Consider the following 17,126-nt stretch of genomic DNA (forward strand, 5'->3'; position numbering starts at 1 on the left):
GATCATGCGCAGAACCTTTCTTCTGATGGTGATGTTCTTCTCAGCCGGGGCTGCGCCGGCCCAGCGCGAGACGCCCACACCGCTGAAAGACGATGTGCCGCTGGATGCCTATCTGGACGCGCTGGCGCAGATCTCGCCGGCGGCACGCGAGGGAGCCTCCACCTACCTGGATGCTTTTCGGCGTCGCTGTGGCCGCCCGCTCAGGACGGTCGAACTGCGCCAAGCCATCGCCGACGGCGCGGGCGATCCCGTGTTGATGGCGATGATGCGCGCCGCCTTCCAGCGCGACCCGGCGACGCTGCAACACCTGTCCGACTCCGTTTCGTGCGTGCGGGGGAAATGAGCCATGTTACGTCGCATCGTCCTGTACCTGATCGCCGTCACGCTGGTCATCCCAGGCCTTGCACGCGCGAGCGACCTTGGCACAATCGGGCCGGTCTATCCGATCCAGGAGCCGCACCTGCTCGATTTCATCCGGCAGCGCCTGCAGGAGAAGGAACGCAGCGGCGAACTGAAGAAACTTGAAGAACAGGCACGCGCGCGCGGCATCGATGCCGTCACCCATCCGCAACCGGTCGCGGGCATCAAGTTGGCGGAAACGGCCCGTACCTTCTATTTCGACCCGACATTCACGCTGGACCGGAACGTCCTCGACGACAAGGGCAAGCTGTTGTTTCCCGCCGGCACGCGCAAGAACCCGCTCGAAATCGTCGCGCTGTCCAAGCACCTGCTATTTTTCGACGCGCGCGACAAACGCCAGGTGACGCGGGCGCGCGAGCTGATCGCCTTCTACCGGGGCCGCGTCAAGCCAATCCTGGTCGGCGGTTCCTACCTCGACCTGATGAAGTCGTGGCGTGCGCCGGTGTACTACGACCAGCAAGGCGTACTGACGCATCGCCTCGGCATCACGCAAGTGCCCGCGATCGTCTCGCAGGAAGGCCTGCGTCTTCGTATCGATGAACTGGTGCTGCAATGAAAACACTCACCCGTCTTTTTCTCGCCCTGACTTTGGTCATTCCGTTCGGTGCCGCACACGCTGCCGGCGCGGCCACCTGCACCGGCAAATTCCCGAACCCGATCACGGATATCTGCTGGAGCTGCATCCTGCCGATCAGCATCGGCAGCGTGCGGGTAGCGAATTTCGGCGGCCAGGAAGACATCGACAACCCGGGGAGCCCAGTGTGTAGCTGCGGTGTGAATCCCACTATCGGCCTGTCGATCGGTTTCTGGGAGCCCGCGCGCCATGTCGAGGTGGTGCGCAAGCCGTTCTGCCTGGTGTCGCTTGGCGGGATCGATCTCGATCCCGGCATCCCGGCACCGGAGGCGGCCCGCTTCACCCGGCCCGAGAGCGATGGCGACGGGGGCAGCTTCTACCAGGCGCACTTTTACGTGAACCCGGTCATGTACTGGCTGGACGTGGTCACCGATTTCCCTTGCCTCGAGCACGGTTCCTTCGATGTGGCCTACCTGACCGAGGTCGATCCGTTGTGGAACGACGACGAACTGACGCTGATTCTGAACCCGGATGCCGTGTTGTTCGCCAATCCGGTCGCCATTGCCGCCTGCGCCGCCGATTGCGTCGCCGCTTCCGTCGGCTTCGGTATCCGCGAAATGTTCTGGTGCGCCGGCTGCCAGGGCGGCATCTATCCCCTCGATGGTCAGGTGCCCTACCACATGGGCGGCGTGCGCACCGCGGCGCTGATGGCGCAACGACTGACAGCCAAGATGCACCGCGAACTGATCGCCTGGGGCTGGCACGGCAAGGCCGGCCTGTGCGGCCCTTACTTCCTGCCGGTAATGGACAAGACCGCCTACAAGACTCAGTTGACCTATCCCATTCCCAACACCGACAAGACCGACGGCAAATGCTGCCAGCCCTTCGGCCGCACGACCGTGCTGTGGGGTGCGGGCAAGGAATATCCGGTCCGCGGCGAAGACTTCGCTTTCATGCTCTTCAGGAAAAGGAACTGCTGTGTCGGCTACTGAGATCACCCGCACCTTTGGCCGGGCAACTGGCCTCATCGCTGTGCTATTTCTGCTGTCGATGCGGGCGGCGCTCGCGCAATCGTCTGCCACCGTGACCGACGCGGACATCGAGCGTGCAAAACGCTCCCAGCCGATAGTCACCGAGCAGGACATCGAACACGCGCAGAAGAAATACCGCATGCCGGCCGAGGCCGAGTTGCGCAGCGTGCCGGTGCCATCCACGCCGAACGTCGATGCATTGCCGCAGCCGAAGGCGACGAAGCCGCTCGACCTCGAAGCCATCGCCAAAGGCTATGCAGCCAGCACCGACCGGATCGCGCAGGCCCAGGGCCTGGTTTCCGGCCCCGGACTGCTGGTGTTCGTGAGCTTCTCGATGCCGGAAGCGACGCTCAAGCGCTTGGTCGAGCAGGCCGCGCGCGCCAAGGCTTCGCTCGTGCTGCGCGGCTTCGTCAACGGGTCGCTGCAGGAAACGGTGTTGCACGTGCAACGGCTGATCGGCAACCGCGACGTCGCCTTCCAGATCGACCCGCAAGCCTTCGACCGCTTCGCCATCAACAAAACGCCGAGCTTCGTGCTGGTACGCGACGGCGCGCAGGCAAAAGATTGTGCCAGCGGCCAGTGCTTCGCCGCCGATGCCTTTGTCACGACCGCCGGCGACGTCAGCCTCGATTACGCGCTCGAAAACATCCAGCGCATGGCGCCCAAGTTCGCGGGGGATGCTGCGGGCTTCCTGAACAGAATCCGGAGATAGCGATGCGTAAGCTCATTACCTGGTTCACGCTGATCTGCTTCGTGACGACTCAGACCGGTGCCGTCGCCGGTCCCTTTGATGAAGGGATCGCGGCCGGCCAGGCCGCCAATCCCCTCATTCGCGGCAACATCGATGCACCGAGCGCGTCCACCACCGTGCCGGACTATACGACCACGCCGCCGGAATCGGCCTACTACGGGCAGACCAACCTGGCCAGCCAGGCCGATGCCCGGCTGGCCAGTTGTGCGACGATGCCGAACGACCCGGTGTGCCAGGCACAGCGTGGCGCCGTGTCCTCCGCCAACACCCCACGGCCGGCAGTGTCGCCCTACGATCCCTCAGTCGCCGGTGCTCGTGACATTGCGCGCAACCCCTCGTCCGTCCTTGGGAGTCTTTCCGCCTACTACACCGGTTGCAGTACGTCCGACATCACCACGCCTTCGGGCACCACCACGAAAATCTGCAACCGCTATGCCGGCGTCGGCAATTACTCATGCCGGCGGGATCTCAGCGTCGAAGTGAACCTCGTGCCCAGTTGCGCCGAGGGCACCTGGTTTGCCCAGGGCGTCGCCGACCGGAACGGGGCGGATCACATGTATGCCCAGGCCCAGTGCCGGATTCGAGCCGATGGTAAACAGCACTTCCGGTTTTACGCGGCGGGGGGCATGGGCGCGTGCATCGGCTGGCAGGCGCTGGACCTGCCGACCGCGCCCTCGACCGAGGCATCCTTCGTCATCGACCTCTCGCCGCATTGGCAGGGCCACTGCTGGAGCCCCTTCAAGGTGGTGGTGATGCCAGGTTCCGGGTGTGTCAGCGGCAACTGCAATTACAACTTCCAGTTCGGCACGCCGGTCTACGCCTGTCCGTCCGGCAACGTTCGGGGCGATCAGTTGACCGGGTTGGGCGGAAGCGATGCCCCGGGTCCGGCCGATCAGTGCTTCACGCTTTCCCCGCCGGACATATGGGGATCCTGCGCGGGCGGCGCGCAAGGGGCCACCGACCAGAACGGATCCTTCCAGTGCGCGCTGGCGTCCGGTGCGGTCACCCTGATCGGCGCATCCGGCTGGAGTATCCCCTTGTCCTTCACCCAGCCCACGATGAACCACACCGAGACCGACGTGTGGGATGACAAATGCCCGGTACTCGGTGCCGGTGGGCGCTGCACGGCCACCCTGGCCGATCGCTGCGTCGACGGGCCATCGACGAAGAATATCGGCGGCCGTGCGGTGACGCGCGCCTGCTGGTCCTACGAGCGCGGCCTGTCATGCACCTCGGGCGCACCGGTAAATGAATGCGCTCCGCTGGCCAGCGCTGGATGCGCGCCGACCGGCAGCGTATGCAAACAGATGAACGCCGCCACCGGCGTGTGCGAGGTCTACCAGGATACGTACAGCTGCCCGACCAGCCCTGAGACCACCACCACGGCATCCAACTGCCCGGCGAACGTCTTCTGCCTCGGCTCGAGTTGCTTCAACACCAGTTACACCAACGACGCCGACTTCGCCCGCAGCATGTCGATGATGGAAGCCGCACGTGAGGCAGGCGTCTACCTGGACACCAACAATATGCAGGTATTCAAGGGCGAGGCGAACAGCTGCCGCGACCGGCTCCTGAAGAACTGCTGCTATTCCGATTCAGCGGGTGCCGGCATGACCAACCAGAGCCTGTTCGGTGTCGGCTCGCGGCTGGTCTATGACGTCCTGATGAATGCCGAGAACCGCGAGTTTCTGTACCAGGGGGTTTCGGCCCTGCTTACCAGCGGCGGTTTCAGCGGTTCCTTCACCACCTACGGCGTGACGGTCGCCGTCAACGGCACTGCGCTGCCCGCCGGCTCGGTCGTGCTCGCATCCGAAGGCAATATCGTCGTGGCCGTCGACCCGTGGACGCTGGCCATCGCCGTCGTGATTTACATCGTCATGTCGATGACGTCGTGCAACGAGGAAGAGGGGAAGCTCGCGATGAAGGAAGGCGCGGGCTTGTGCCACAGCATCGGCACCTATTGCTCGTCCTGTATCCGCATCCTGGGCCATTGCGTGTCGTGCATCGAGCACACCACCGGCAAGTGCTGCTTCAACAGCCGCCTGTCCCGCATCGTCAACGAACAGGGCCGCACACAGGTCGGCAAGGGCTGGGGCAGCGGCGAGAGCCCCGACTGCTCCGGCTTCACCATCGCACAACTGCAGTCGTTGGATTTCGCCGCGATGGATCTGAGCGAGTTCTACGCGTCGATCGTGCCCAACCTGCCTAATGTGAACGCCATCCAGAGCAACAACGCCGGACGCATCTCTAACTGCTACTACGGACAAGGACGCTGCCAATGAAAACTATCCCGATCGTATTCCTGTTTACGGCATGGTCCACCTTCACCCAGGCGCAAGCCGCTGAGCGCACGCCCGTAGCGGATGCACGTCCATTGATGATCGCCGCGATCGACTCGCCCGCAGGCGTTGCGCACGGCGTCCTGGCAGGCGACATGGCTGATGCCATCACTCGACGCTTCAAGGCGACGTCGCCGATCTATATCGATGTCTCGACGGAACGCCGCTACGCGCAATCCGGCTGCAGCCGGCTCAAGGTGGTGTTCTGGCAGGAGGGCGTGCTACTGCCGGGCGCTCCAGCGCCGAGAAAGCAAACCATCGAAATGGGCATCAATTATTGCCGCGACGGCCTGCCGCCGAAATCGCTGTTGTGAAGGATCAGAGATGAAGCGCTCCCTGTCAAAGCTCACCCTGCTCCTATTCGCACCATTGCTGCTGCCGCTTGCCTCTTTTGCACAGGATCAAGCCGGAAAGGTGACAGTAACGGTGGCGGCGCCCGGTTACTGGTCCGATAGCTGGCGAGGCTGGCATTTCTATGAAGAACCCGCACCGGACGACGAAGCCGTCCCACCGCCCAAGGCCATTACCGCTCCTTCGTCCCCGGCAACAACGCTGCCACCGAAAGCCCCTGAACTCGTCCAGTTCGAACGTTTGCAAAAGACGCTCGAGGAATACCGGAATATCGCCATCATCAAACCGACCGAGGTGAATGTGCGCCGCTACATGGAACTCGAAGCCAAGGTTGTCGCCCAGGCATCCTATTTCGCCGACGTGGCGCAACGCGTCGCATGGGCCACGCCAGAACTGGATCCGACGCTCCAGGGGCGTCCGGTCAACGCGAAGGCGCTCGAAGTGTTCGAGCAGGAGCAACTGACGTCGCGCTCCCGATCCATTGCCGAACTGGGCAAGGATCACGTGCTGTTCTTTTTTTTCCGCGGCGACTGCCCGTACTGCCACGCCTTCGCTCCGACGCTGGAGGCTTTCCAAGCCCGTCACGGCATCAACGTCGTGGCGATCAGTGTCGATGGTGGCCCGATGCCGGGTTTCCCGAATGCCAGACCCGACAACGGAATCGCGCGCACCCTGAACGTGACGCAGGTGCCGGCCGTCTTCCTGGCGCAACCTTATACCGGAAAGATCACGCCGATCGGTTTCGGCGTGCTGTCCGAGTCCCAGTTGATCGAGCGGATATCCATCGTCTCCACGCCCTCCGCCGAGGCGATGGTTCCAAGTGCGAGCAAGCATGTTGTCCTTCGATAGGAGCATTGCCATGACCACCGGATTGATGAAACGCACTGTCAGCACGGTGATGGCCGTGGTGCTTGTCCTCACTTCTGTTTCCGTATGCGCGGGGGATCTGAACAGCGAGGTGAACACCATGTTCAACAACCTCGGCGCGATCGGCAACTACACCTCGCCCGGCGCGTTTCGCGGCCAGACCTTCAACACCTACACCGGTGGCAGCCTGTTCATGCGCTCGCCCAACAAGGTCTACCAGCTCACGGCAATCCAGTTCCCGAGCGCCAAGGCCGGGTGCGGCGGCATCGATGTGTTCGGCGGCTCGTTCTCGCATATCTCGGCGACCGAATTCAAGAACATGTTGAGGAACATCACGGCGGCGCTGCCCGGCATTGCGTTTCAGCTTGCGCTGGAATCCGTCTCGCCGCTACTCGGCGGCCTGACAAAATGGGCCAAGGGTCTGGAGACATGGATCAACAATGCCCGCATCAACTCCTGCGAAACCGCAAAGGCCATCGTCAGCAGCGCCGCCGAAGCCGTCGGTTACAGTTCGCAGGAATCCTGCGCAGATCTCGCGGTCGAGATGGGACTCGAGACGGATCGTGATGCGGCGCGTCGCCGCTGCGGCTCGGATCGCCCGGGCGTCCTCGCTTCTGCCCGCTCATCCGGTGACCCCAACATCCGCAACAAGGCTCCGTTCGTCGGCAATCTGACCTGGAAGGCGTTGCAGTACACCGGATCCTACCTCGATGACCAGGAGCGCGAACTCATCATGAGCATAGTGGGTACGATCATCTACTACCCCGACGAGACGGGCCGCGATCCAGAACCGATTGCACCCACGATTACCTCGATCAGCCAGTTGCTGTATGGTCAGGCCGCAGCTTCCGGTACCGATGTCGTGCAACATCTGCTGAAGTGCAACGACTACACAAACTGCGATTCGGTCACGCTCAATACGAGTTACACCCATACCCCTTTCACCGCCAAGGTCGAGAACATGATGCGCTCGATCGCGTCGAAAATTGCCACTCGCACCGCCATTCCGAACAACTCCGCGGAGGTCGGTTTCGTCAATCAGACCACTGAGCCAGTCTACAAGATGCTCTCGATCGGCGCCACGATACCGGGTTCGGGACTGGCCGACAGCCTGATCGCCCAGTATCGCGATGTGATCGCCGCCGACTACGCCTATGTATTTCTCGATCGCAATCTTCGCCTGGGCATGGCCGCCCTCGATAAAGACTACACCCTGCAGCAGGTGCAGCGCGATCGGGCCAATGACATCCGCCGGCGCGCACAGGCCATGCTGTTGCAACTGGCCCAGGAGAAAAATCTGTTGAACCAAAAAGTAGGATCGTTCAAGGCGGTCTCAAGCCATCTTGAGCAACTGGAGCGCCAATTACGTTCCAGCATGCCGCAGCAAGTGATAGACATGCTGGGGCGGTAGGCCGCCTACATGGCGAATTAGGCAGCGAAGAAAGACGAGAGGCGCGATCATGTGGGAGATCTACGCGTACCAGAACTCGGACAGTCTCTTCGGCATCTTCAACGCCATTGCGGCCATCTTCGGTTCGAGCGATTACCTGAGCGCTGTGGCCGTGGTCGCATTCTGCGGCTTTGTCGCCGCGTTGATAGCATACGCGTTCGCCCCCGAAAAACTTCAGGGCTGGAAGTGGTTGGGCTCGGTGGTTCTGGTGTTCTCGATCCTGATCGTGCCCAAGGTCACGGTCGGCATCGTCGACAAGACCGGCGGCGCGCCGGTCAAGGTGGTCGCCAACGTGCCCTTCGGCGTGGCGATGTTCGGCGGCCTGACCAATATGATCGGTCATACGCTCACCGATCTCTTCGAGACCGCCTTTCAGGTCATTCCCGGCCCAGGCGCGCTGCCCAGCGAGCTGACCTATCAGAAAAACGGCCTGATGTTCGGCAACCGCCTCATCCGCGACACGCGCAACGTCGTCTTTCAGGATCCGGGCTTCAGAACCGATCTGATCAACTTCATTCACAACTGCACGATGTACGACCTGATCGACGGCACGATCGACCCCGCCACGTTTTCCAGTTCTGCCGACGTTTGGAGCTTGATGGCCTCACCGAATCCGGCCCGATTCAGCACGCTCACCGCCTCGGGCGGTGCGGTCACAATCGATACTTGCCCGAACGTCTATCTCAACCTGAATGGCCGTATTCCCGCTCAGATTACGCAAATACAAGGACGATTGGCTTTCCAGTTGAACCCGACACTACCCAGTGCCGCCGCGGCCGCGGTCATCGCGAGTCAGATACAGCAAGCCTACCTCAAGAACAGCATCGCCGACGCTGCGGCCACGGCTGCCGACCTGATTCGTCAGAACGCGGTCATCAACGCCATCAACGACACGAGCAAGATCATCGGCCAAAAGGTGAATGACCCGGCTTCGATGATCCTGGCTGTCGGGCGTGCGCAGGCGGTGGCGCAAACGAATGCGTCGTGGCTCAACTACGGCAAGGTCGCCGAACAGGCGCTGCCGGTTTTTCGCAACGTCGTGGAAGCGGTGACCTATGCACTGTTCCCATTGTTCGTGCTGCTGCTCCTGCTCACCAGCGGCCGCGATACCATGCTCGCGGTAAAGTCGTACATCGCCATTCTGATCTGGATTCAATTGTGGCCGCCGCTCTATGCGGTTCTCAACTACATGGCGTCAATCTACGCATCCTACGATCTGGCCGCCGCCGCCGATCTTGGCGGCGGCCTCAAGGCACTTTCATTGCAGACTGCATCGACGATTTATTCCAGCGCGATCTCCGGCGAGGCGGTGGTCGGTTATCTCGTAATCAGCGTTCCCATCATTGCGTGGGCTGCGTTGAAGCGTATGGAAAACTTTGGCACGGCTCTGGTGGGGGGATTGTCCGGTCTGCAGGGCTCGTTGACTGGTGCGACAGGCGGCGCAGCAGCCGGCAACGTCAGCATGGGCAATGTATCCATGGATCAGATGCAACTCGCGCCGAACCGTACCTCGTCATTCATGAATACGTGGCAGGACGACATGACGGGCAATACCTTTTCTTCGAATGTTCTGAACGGACGTACCGGCGTCAGTCTCTTGCGCAACCAGGGTTTTGCGTCCCGGGTCGTGTCGATGAGAGTGTCCGAGCAGGATGTGACGGAGGCGAACAAGCAGGCGGATACCGCGCGCAGCGAGGCCATCTCCGCCAACACGGAACGCTCGGCAATGCTGTCGGATACATTCACGCGTGGATTGGCCAAGTATCGGTCGTCGCGCAGCAGCGGCGGAACGACGTCCAGCAGCTTCGAGCAAATGGGTGAAAACCTGAATCGACTGGATCAAATCACCAAGGGCGTTTCTGACAGAACCGGACTCACGCAATCCCAAGTTGCTCAGATCGCTTTCGGCGCATCCGGGCATCTTGGGATCAACACCTCGTTTGCAGGAGCACAGGTTCAAGCAAATTCAAGTAAAAACTATCAGTCCGGCCTATCGGCAGACCAGCAGAAGATATTGGGCACGCTGACCAACGACCAGATCGCCGAGTTCAAGCAATTCGGCGACCGAGTATCGCGAGATTCGAGCGTCATGAACGTCATCGCCTCCGATTCCAGAGAGGCGAAAGAGATGTCGTCGCGTCTTGCGACTGCGACTTCAAGGTCAGAACGCGCAGATGCCACGTTCGCCGAACGTACAGCGTTTGCGGAACGGCTCTCCACGGCCCGTGAACATGGGGAAACCATTTCCATCGACATTGCCCAAGACCCCCATAATCTTGATATGTTCATGCGGTATGCGGAGCAGTACGGCGGCAACAGTGCCGCGGCGTTCGCGCTATTCGATGCAGAACTCGCGCGTCAGGGTTTGCGTCCCAATCACGTCTTCTCGGATGGGACTGCGCTACCTGCCTCATTCGATGATATTCGCGCACGACATGACCAAGCCGCTACTGATCCGCAATTGAACCCAGATACGGCTGCAATAGATCATCAACATCGCAAGGAAGTCTCTCGCGCCAAGACATCTGCACCAAGCGCTGCCGGTTCTGCGACACCCTCCGCCATGCGCAGTGATATTCAAGCGCAAGGCGCGGAAATTCGCAGACAGACAGGTTCTGCAGGTAAGGACTTCGATGCGAAAGCAGAAATTGTCAGGGCACCGGACGGAACGCTCGCGTCCAAGAAATCATTATTCAAGCAGACAGGTAAGCAGGTGGCGGAGGACGCAGGTGCTACTATCGATAACGCTAAGGACGCAGTGAAAGATTTGCTTAAACGAGACAAGTGATCAGAACAATTGATCTGGATGTAGTGGTCAAGTATTTTCAGACACAGCGATAGGTTGTTTTACTGCCATTTTGCGCTCGAAGGCGGCGGGCGACAGATAGCCCAGCGTTGAATGCAGCCGGGTGCAATTGTAGAAGCCAACGATGTAATCGGTAATGTCGTGTTTGGCCTCATCGAAATTGGCATAGTCGCGTTGCCACACACGCTCCATCTTCAAATTCAGGAAGAAACGCTCCATCACCGCATTATCCCAGCAGTTGCCCTTGCGGCTCATGCTGCATTGAATACCGTTTTGGGCCAGCAAAGCCTGATATTCCCGGCTGGCATACTGACTCCCCCGATCTGAATGCAGCAACAGGCCCGCATCTGGGCGCCGCTGTTGCAGCGCCATGGTCAATGCAGCGACCACCAGCGCGGTGGGCATGGTGGGGGCGGTTGCCCAGCCCACCACTTTGCGCGCATATAAATCCAGCACGACCGCCAAATACAGCCATCCTGAGCGGGTGCGGATATAGGTCATGTCAGACACCCACGCCTGATTCGGCGCGGCCACTTCAAATTGACGATTCAGCCAATTTCCAGCCACCGGCATGTCGTGTTTGCTATCGGTAGTGGCGACGAACTTGGGTTTCCAGACCGGACGGATGTTCGCTTCACGCATCAGGCTGCTTACCTGGTGCCGACCCATGGTCATGCCCTGCGCCTGCAACGCATGCACCAGGCGGCGGCTGCCATAGCACTGACCGCTGGCGACAAAAGCCGCTTTAAGGTGTGTCGTAGCAAGCAACCGCGTAGCATTCACTGGACGTCGTAACGACTGGTAATAACCCGCACGGCTCACCGACAGGACACGACACGCCTGTTGTACCGGAATGGCCTTCTGTTGCAGTTGCTGGATCATCTGATAGCTCATTTGAGTTCGCGGGCAAAGAAGGCCGATGCCTTTTTTAAGATATCGTTATCCATGCGCAGCTGGCGCAGTTCGGCTTCAAGCTGACGGATACGCTGCTGTTCAGGTGTCAGCGGTTTACCTATGCCAGGCTGGCCTGCCAGCTCACTCTCGTATTGACGAATCCAGCGACGGATGGCGCTCTCGCCCAAACTCATGGTTTGACTAACCTGACTGACGCTCAGCCCTTGATCCTTGACCATGCGTACTACTTCCAATTTAAAACCAGCATCAAATTGCCGACGTTGCTTGCCCATCCAGGTTTCCTCCATAGGTGAATGATCCACCTATCGGAGTGTCTGTGTAAATTAGACCACTACAGGATCGCGCGTCGCGCCCTCCGGATCCGGATGACCGGGCATCGGATAAATTTTTCCTTTGTCACGCCAGTACGTTTTCATTCGGTCCTCTGAAGAGAACCCAACTCCAGGAATCGAATCTTTCTGAAGAGGTATCTTGCGGCCCCTTTCGCCTATTCGCGAAATCGCGCCTCCGACAGCTGTTCCCGCGACCGCCCCGATGGACATCATTACGATCTTTAATCCCAGCCCATCAGGAATCGCGACGAACAATCCTGCGATTGCGCCGAGTGTCATTCCAACAAAGATAGGTGTTTTTTTCATTCGAAACTCCTAAACGAAGAGGGCCACAGAATCCTGCCAGCATTGCGGCTCCAAGGTATTCACTCTACTACTGTTACTCGTCTACCGCCGATGATTGCTGATGCCATCACTCAGCGGATGCCGCCTCTTTAACCAGCTCGGCCTCGATCTGGCCGACCCAATCCGCCCACCTTTGCATCAATTCGCGGCGCTCGGGCAAATACTCAGCGTGGTTGTAGGCTGCCTTCACCTTATTTTGTTCGGCGTGCGCGAGCTGCCGTTCGATTACGTCGGGCCGGAATCCCATCTCGTGAAGCTGGGTAGAAGCCGTGGCGCGGAAGTCGTGCCCAGTCACCGCCCCGGAGGCATACCCCATATACTCGAGTGCGCGGTTGACCGTTGTTGCGCTCATCACGTCATCTGGACGGCGGTTGTTGGGAAACAGCCAACGCCCGGCACCGGTAATACGTTGCAGTTCACGTAGTAAGGCGACCACCTGCCGCGAGAGCGGCACGATGTGAGGACGTCTCATTTTCATCTTCTCAGATGGGATTCGCCACTCGGACTCGTCCAGGTTGATCTCCGTCCATTCTGCCTTCCGCATCTCGACCGTCCGAACGAACGTCAACAGCAGGATCCGCACGGCGATTGTAGTCGTGCGATTGCCGCCATACCCACGCACCTTGAGGACGAACTCGCCGATCTCCTCGCGGGACATTGGCTTGCTGTGATTGATCGGCGGGCGAATGACCGCGCCACGTAGCGCAGCCGCCGGATCGCTGTCGGCCCGGAGCGTAACCACAGCGTACCGGAACACGGCTGAACACCACTGACGCAAGTTGAGGGCGACCGTCTCGGCACCGCGGTCGGAGACACAGTTAAGAATGGTGAGAATATTTGCAGCCGTCACGGACCGGATTGGCAGGCGCCCGATGTGCGGATAGACATCGTTTTCCATGAAACGCTCAACCTGCCCCAGGTAGTAAGGCGACCATTTTGCACGCTGTTTCTCGACCCACTCCTGGGTGATGGCCTTGAAGGTGTTGGTGTTTCCGACGATGTTTCGCGCACGCTCAGTCTGGCGGATGTGGGAAGGGTGCTGGCCATCCTTCACTAGATCGCGCGCGTCGTCGCGGGCCTTGCGTGCGTCCGACAGGCCCACGGTGGGATACTCGCCTATGGCAAAGAGGTTCTCTTTGCCGGCGATCTTGTAGCGGTAGCGCCAGAACTTTGAGCCATTTGGTTTGACCTCCAGGTAGAGGCCGTGGCTATCAGCGAGCTTCAGCGGCTTGTCGGCTGCCTTGGCTTGCCTGATTTTGACGTCGGTTAAGGGCATGACAACCTCTCATGTTCAATATTGTTCCCTTGCGCCGCGATCTGGTGTCCAATCCCATTGAACTTCTTGTGATGGCCTATTGCTTGATCACTAGGTTCCGGACGAATGCAGTCTCCACGAAACGGTAAATCGCACAGCAAGAATACCGGTTGAATTCGGGAGTCAACATCAACCGCAACGGCTCTGGCTGCGCGCGGCTGGTGGTGGCATGCATCGTAATTACAACCAGCGGGTATCGTAATTATACTCAAACGATACCCGCTTTGATACCCGCTTTTTTCTGGGATGTGAAGAAAGTCAGTGGAACGACGTTAGACAAACATCGTTGTTTTTACAGTATATTTATAGGAATTCTGAGACGCAAAGGAATGTAGTGAAATCGTAATGCTGCTTATCGATCATCAGCAGCATATTAACACCAACTTATTGATTTACAAGGTATTTACCTTGAATGCCGCCGATTGTTACCCGCTATTTTTCGCGCTGGAAGTTTGCCGGTGCGGACGGCACCAGAGAACTTGACATTATCTCTTGCCCGCCTGGTGCAGACAAGAAAAATGAAGAAAAATACGAAGAACGCAGCAGCATATCTCCCGTTTGCCCATCACGACCCGGCACAAGACCCTGAACGACTCAAGCCGTTCAACGTTTTTAGCCGGCCGCATTCCATGTCCGCAGCGCCGCTTCCAGGGACTGCTGGATTGCCGCGTGTCGGCGTGAAGCCCAATCCGCAAGGCGCCATCGTGATTGACATCTGGCGTATAGTACAAACATGGTCTGGAATGACAGGGTTAGAATAAAGATCAACCTGAGGATACTCTATGAAAAACTGCTTGCCCGGTGTGCGTACCCTGGTCTTTGATGCTTATGGCACTTTGCTGGATGTGAGTTCTGCCGCGGCCGCATTGCGGAATGAGCTGGCAGACAAAGCCATCCCATTGGCGGCGTTGTGGCGGGACAAGCAGTTACAGTACACATGGTTGCGCTCTCTGCAAGACCGCTATGTTGACTTCTGGCAGGTCACCAGCGAGGCGCTGGAGTTTGCGATGCAAACGCTGGGCATTCAGGATGCGTCCATGCATGCGAAGCTGATGGATATGTACCGCGCACTCAAAGCGTTTCCAGAGGTGGCCAACACGCTGCGGCGGCTCAAGGAAGCCGGGTTTGTCACTGCGATTTTGTCCAACGGGTCGACTGCCATGCTGCAATCTGCGGTGCGCAGTGCAGGGGTCGAACACCTTCTGGATGCAATCCTGTCTGTGGACGCGGTGCGGGTGTACAAACCGCATCCCCGCGTGTATCAAATGGCCGTTGATCATCTGGGCATTGACCCGCAGGAGATTTGTTTTCAATCCTCCAATGCCTGGGATGCCCATGCAGCATCAGCGTTCGGCATGCGCGTCGTGTGGTGCAACCGCTATGGACAGCAGCCCGAGCGGTTGCCGGGAAAGCCCGACTTTCAGATTAAAACCCTGGATGAACTGCCCGGCTTGCTGGGCCTGGACTGAAAGTCGTGGTCACTTCCCGGGCTTGCAACGTTGCGTCGCGCTCTCGCCCGCAGTGCCCCGGTTGGCGCCGTCAACTCTGTCGATGACCACAACCGTGGTCTGCGGGTTCTTGCCAGTAAGTCCAGCAGCAGATGGGCATCGGCGCATGGATAAAAACAGGACGGCATAATGGCTGTAAATCTGGGTGTCATGCCGGCATCCTTGAAGCGGATACGTCGCAACGGTTCGGGAAAGCCGTGATGCGCGGCCCCGTCCGAGTGCAGAACCCGGCAGTCGCAGACCTCCCCATCGGCGGTGCGAAGTCAGCAGTTCCTGAACACGCTGATCCGTTTGACACGGCTCCGGTTACGGCTACAATATGAGCTTGTATTTATATGAGCGTATGTTCATATGAAATCATGAAATTCCCTGAACACGACCAACAGCAGATCATTCCGGCACTCAAACTGCTCGGAGAACCGAACCGCCTACGCATCTTGTGTGGTTTAGGGCCGGAATGCCGTCCGGTGACAGATATCATCAATGCAACGGGCCTGGGGCAAACCAACGTGTCATTCCACCTGCGCGTGTTGCGTGAGGCGGGATTCGTCCGTGCCGAGCGGCGCGGGTCTTTTATCTATTACTGCCTCGCCGACACCGGGCTGTTGCGCATCCTGCACGGCTTGAAACATTGGCTGGATGCACACCCGGCCACGGTCACAAGCGAGGTCAATCAGCATAGCCGTCCAATTAGGCACAATTCGGCGGCGGCGAAAACCAGGAGGGTAAGGTAATGATGTGGAATTATGGAGCGTGGGGCGGGTTTCCGTGGATGTGGATATTCCCGCTGATCTTTCTCATCGTGATATTGCTCTTCCTTTTCCGAGGGAGCGGTTGGCCCGTGTGCGGCGGCCATGGACCGCGCAAGAGAGGAGAAAGCGCGCGTGAACTTCTCGACCGGCGCTACGCGCGCGGGGAAATCAGCCGCGAGGAATATCAGCAGATGAAAAAAGATCTCGGATAACAGCAATGAAATGATCGAATGATGCTTGAAGAGCGATTATTCCCGGCCACGGCTATGCCGGACCAGAACTGGTGGCACGCCTTGTGGCCCGACCCCGATGGCATCGTCAGGGACTTGCGTATCGAATCCGCGATGACCGTTGTCGATTTGGGTTGCGGAGACGGCTATTTCACCGCCGCCATCGCCCGGCAGCTTGGCCGGGGGCGCGTCATCGGATTCGACCTTGACCCGGCGATGCTGGAGCAAGCGCAAGCCGCGTGTGACGGGATGGCGAACTGTGACTGGCTGCGCGGCGATGCAATGGAGCTAAGCCATCTGATTGGCGCGCCGGCGGACTATGTCCTGATCGCCAACACCTTCCACGGCGTACCGGACAAGACGGCACTGGCCCGCGAGATCGCCGCCGTCCTGGCACGCGCCGGTCACTTCGCCATCGTCAATTGGTATCCCCGCGCACGCGAAGAGACGCCTGTTCTGGGCCAGCCACGCGGGCCGCGCACGGAGCTGCGCATGTCCACGGAGCAGACCCGGGCGGTGGTCGAACCGGCCGGCTTCGAACTGGAAGCGCTGGTTGAACTGCCACCGTATCACTATGGGGCGATTTTCAGAAAAGCAGAAAAACACGAAAAACCATAAGGCGACCCCAAGAAGGGCGAAAAGGGAAAATTCAGGCCGCCACGACCGTTTCAAAAATCTTTGCGCGCTTTAAATAATTCCGTTTCGTGAGGCGCCCCTGCTTTGTTGCCCCTTTCATCAAGCCAGGCCAGGCTTACATTCTGGGCGGGATGGGCAACATGCGCCACGCTGGTCAAGGGAACCCCGTTCCTGCGCAAAGTCCCGGGCGCCCGGCGGACAGCCGCCGTGTCCGGCACGGAGTCCGAAGGGCAGCTCTAGAAATCCAGACCGCGCCGCGACGCGATACGGCGTTGCGCAAGAAATTTTATCGCTTGCAGATCAAACATATGCCACGCGCTAAAATTTCTCTCGCGCCTTGTCTCGCCTGGCGTTTTGAATTTTTAGAGGCACCCCGAAGCCGCAGAAGAAGGCAAGAAAACCGGGCGCATTGGCTGGATTCTGCTGAGCCCGGCCACGATGACCGATTCATAACGGGTACCAGCAGGAACGGGTATCGTCATTATGCTCAACGATAGCCGCTTT

The 17,126-nt window shown here is 59.4% G+C and carries 17 protein-coding genes; 14 read left to right on the forward strand and 3 right to left on the reverse strand.

What is annotated here, in order from left to right; genetic code table 11:
* The first annotated feature begins 4 nt into the window (after positions 1 to 4).
* The 9 genes from GZH91_RS02570 to GZH91_RS02610 are packed head-to-tail and all read left to right on the forward strand — an operon-like array spanning position 5 to position 10,571.
* Positions 5 to 343, forward strand: a complete 339-nt coding sequence (locus tag GZH91_RS02570; RefSeq protein ID WP_147074330.1) for a hypothetical protein — start codon at positions 5 to 7, stop codon at positions 341 to 343.
* A gap of 3 nt (positions 344 to 346) precedes the next feature.
* On the forward strand, positions 347 to 976 hold the full coding sequence (traW, locus tag GZH91_RS02575) for a type-F conjugative transfer system protein TraW (protein WP_147074332.1): 630 nt from the start codon (positions 347 to 349) through the stop codon (positions 974 to 976).
* Positions 973 to 1,986 (forward strand): conjugal transfer pilus assembly protein TraU, encoded by a 1,014-nt coding sequence (traU, locus tag GZH91_RS02580; protein WP_147074334.1) that lies wholly within the window; start codon positions 973 to 975, stop codon positions 1,984 to 1,986. Before traW ends, traU begins: the two co-directional genes overlap by 4 nt.
* On the forward strand, positions 1,973 to 2,737 hold the full coding sequence (gene trbC, locus GZH91_RS02585) for a type-F conjugative transfer system pilin assembly protein TrbC (protein WP_198415377.1): 765 nt from the start codon (positions 1,973 to 1,975) through the stop codon (positions 2,735 to 2,737). The genes traU and trbC overlap by 14 nt, the downstream gene beginning before the upstream one ends.
* A gap of 2 nt (positions 2,738 to 2,739) precedes the next feature.
* A complete protein-coding gene (gene traN, locus GZH91_RS02590) occupies positions 2,740 to 5,058 on the forward strand; it encodes a type-F conjugative transfer system mating-pair stabilization protein TraN (protein WP_147074336.1) in 2,319 nt (772 codons plus the stop codon).
* Positions 5,055 to 5,429: a hypothetical protein gene (locus GZH91_RS02595; RefSeq protein WP_198415378.1), complete on the forward strand. Its 375-nt coding sequence runs from the start codon at positions 5,055 to 5,057 to the stop codon at positions 5,427 to 5,429. Before traN ends, GZH91_RS02595 begins: the two co-directional genes overlap by 4 nt.
* Positions 5,430 to 5,439: 10 nt before the next feature.
* Complete coding sequence (traF, locus tag GZH91_RS02600; RefSeq protein ID WP_147074338.1) at positions 5,440 to 6,315, forward strand: conjugal transfer protein TraF; 876 nt, start codon at positions 5,440 to 5,442, stop codon at positions 6,313 to 6,315.
* A 10-nt stretch (positions 6,316 to 6,325) separates the two neighbouring features.
* Positions 6,326 to 7,744 carry a conjugal transfer protein TraH gene (locus GZH91_RS02605; RefSeq protein ID WP_147074340.1) on the forward strand — a complete coding sequence of 473 codons (1,419 nt, stop codon included), beginning with the start codon at positions 6,326 to 6,328 and terminating at the stop codon, positions 7,742 to 7,744.
* Positions 7,745 to 7,793: 49 nt separating this feature from the next.
* Entirely contained in the window at positions 7,794 to 10,571 is a 2,778-nt protein-coding gene (locus tag GZH91_RS02610; RefSeq protein ID WP_147074342.1) for a conjugal transfer protein TraG N-terminal domain-containing protein, read from the forward strand.
* 27 nt (positions 10,572 to 10,598) lie between these two features.
* Here GZH91_RS02610 and GZH91_RS02615 read toward each other — a convergent pair.
* The 3 genes from GZH91_RS02615 to GZH91_RS02625 form a co-directional block, all read right to left on the reverse strand.
* Positions 10,599 to 11,776, reverse strand: a protein-coding gene (locus GZH91_RS02615; protein ID WP_223264601.1) for an IS3 family transposase whose coding sequence is annotated in 2 segments (ribosomal slippage) — positions 10,599 to 11,509 and positions 11,509 to 11,776 — 1,179 coding nt in all. Because the reading frame shifts where the segments join, the coding sequence is not laid out codon by codon here.
* 51 nt (positions 11,777 to 11,827) lie between these two features.
* Positions 11,828 to 12,142, reverse strand: a complete 315-nt coding sequence (locus GZH91_RS02620; protein ID WP_147074344.1) for a hypothetical protein — start codon at positions 12,140 to 12,142, stop codon at positions 11,828 to 11,830.
* 106 nt (positions 12,143 to 12,248) lie between these two features.
* Positions 12,249 to 13,457, reverse strand: coding sequence for a tyrosine-type recombinase/integrase (locus GZH91_RS02625; protein ID WP_147074346.1), 1,209 nt, complete (start codon positions 13,455 to 13,457; stop codon positions 12,249 to 12,251).
* 518 nt (positions 13,458 to 13,975) lie between these two features.
* On the opposite strand from GZH91_RS02625, the gene GZH91_RS02630 reads away from it, so the two are divergent.
* The 5 genes from GZH91_RS02630 (at position 13,976) to GZH91_RS02650 (ending at position 16,604) form a co-directional block, all read left to right on the forward strand.
* Positions 13,976 to 14,257: a hypothetical protein gene (locus GZH91_RS02630; protein WP_232522208.1), complete on the forward strand. Its 282-nt coding sequence runs from the start codon at positions 13,976 to 13,978 to the stop codon at positions 14,255 to 14,257.
* 21 nt (positions 14,258 to 14,278) lie between these two features.
* The gene (locus GZH91_RS02635; RefSeq protein WP_147074350.1) at positions 14,279 to 14,965 is read left to right on the forward strand and encodes a haloacid dehalogenase type II; all 687 of its coding nucleotides are present in this window, start codon (positions 14,279 to 14,281) and stop codon (positions 14,963 to 14,965) included.
* A gap of 398 nt (positions 14,966 to 15,363) precedes the next feature.
* Complete coding sequence (locus GZH91_RS02640) at positions 15,364 to 15,738, forward strand: ArsR/SmtB family transcription factor (protein ID WP_147074352.1); 375 nt, start codon at positions 15,364 to 15,366, stop codon at positions 15,736 to 15,738.
* Positions 15,738 to 15,968 (forward strand): SHOCT domain-containing protein, encoded by a 231-nt coding sequence (locus GZH91_RS02645; protein WP_198415379.1) that lies wholly within the window; start codon positions 15,738 to 15,740, stop codon positions 15,966 to 15,968. The genes GZH91_RS02640 and GZH91_RS02645 overlap by 1 nt, the downstream gene beginning before the upstream one ends.
* Before the next feature lie 18 nt (positions 15,969 to 15,986).
* Positions 15,987 to 16,604, forward strand: a complete 618-nt coding sequence (locus GZH91_RS02650) for a class I SAM-dependent methyltransferase (protein ID WP_147074354.1) — start codon at positions 15,987 to 15,989, stop codon at positions 16,602 to 16,604.
* Positions 16,605 to 17,126: the final 522 nt, after the last annotated feature.

This window comes from Sulfuriferula plumbiphila, from assembly GCF_009938015.1.
GTDB lineage: Bacteria > Pseudomonadota > Gammaproteobacteria > Burkholderiales > Sulfuriferulaceae > Sulfuriferula > Sulfuriferula plumbiphila.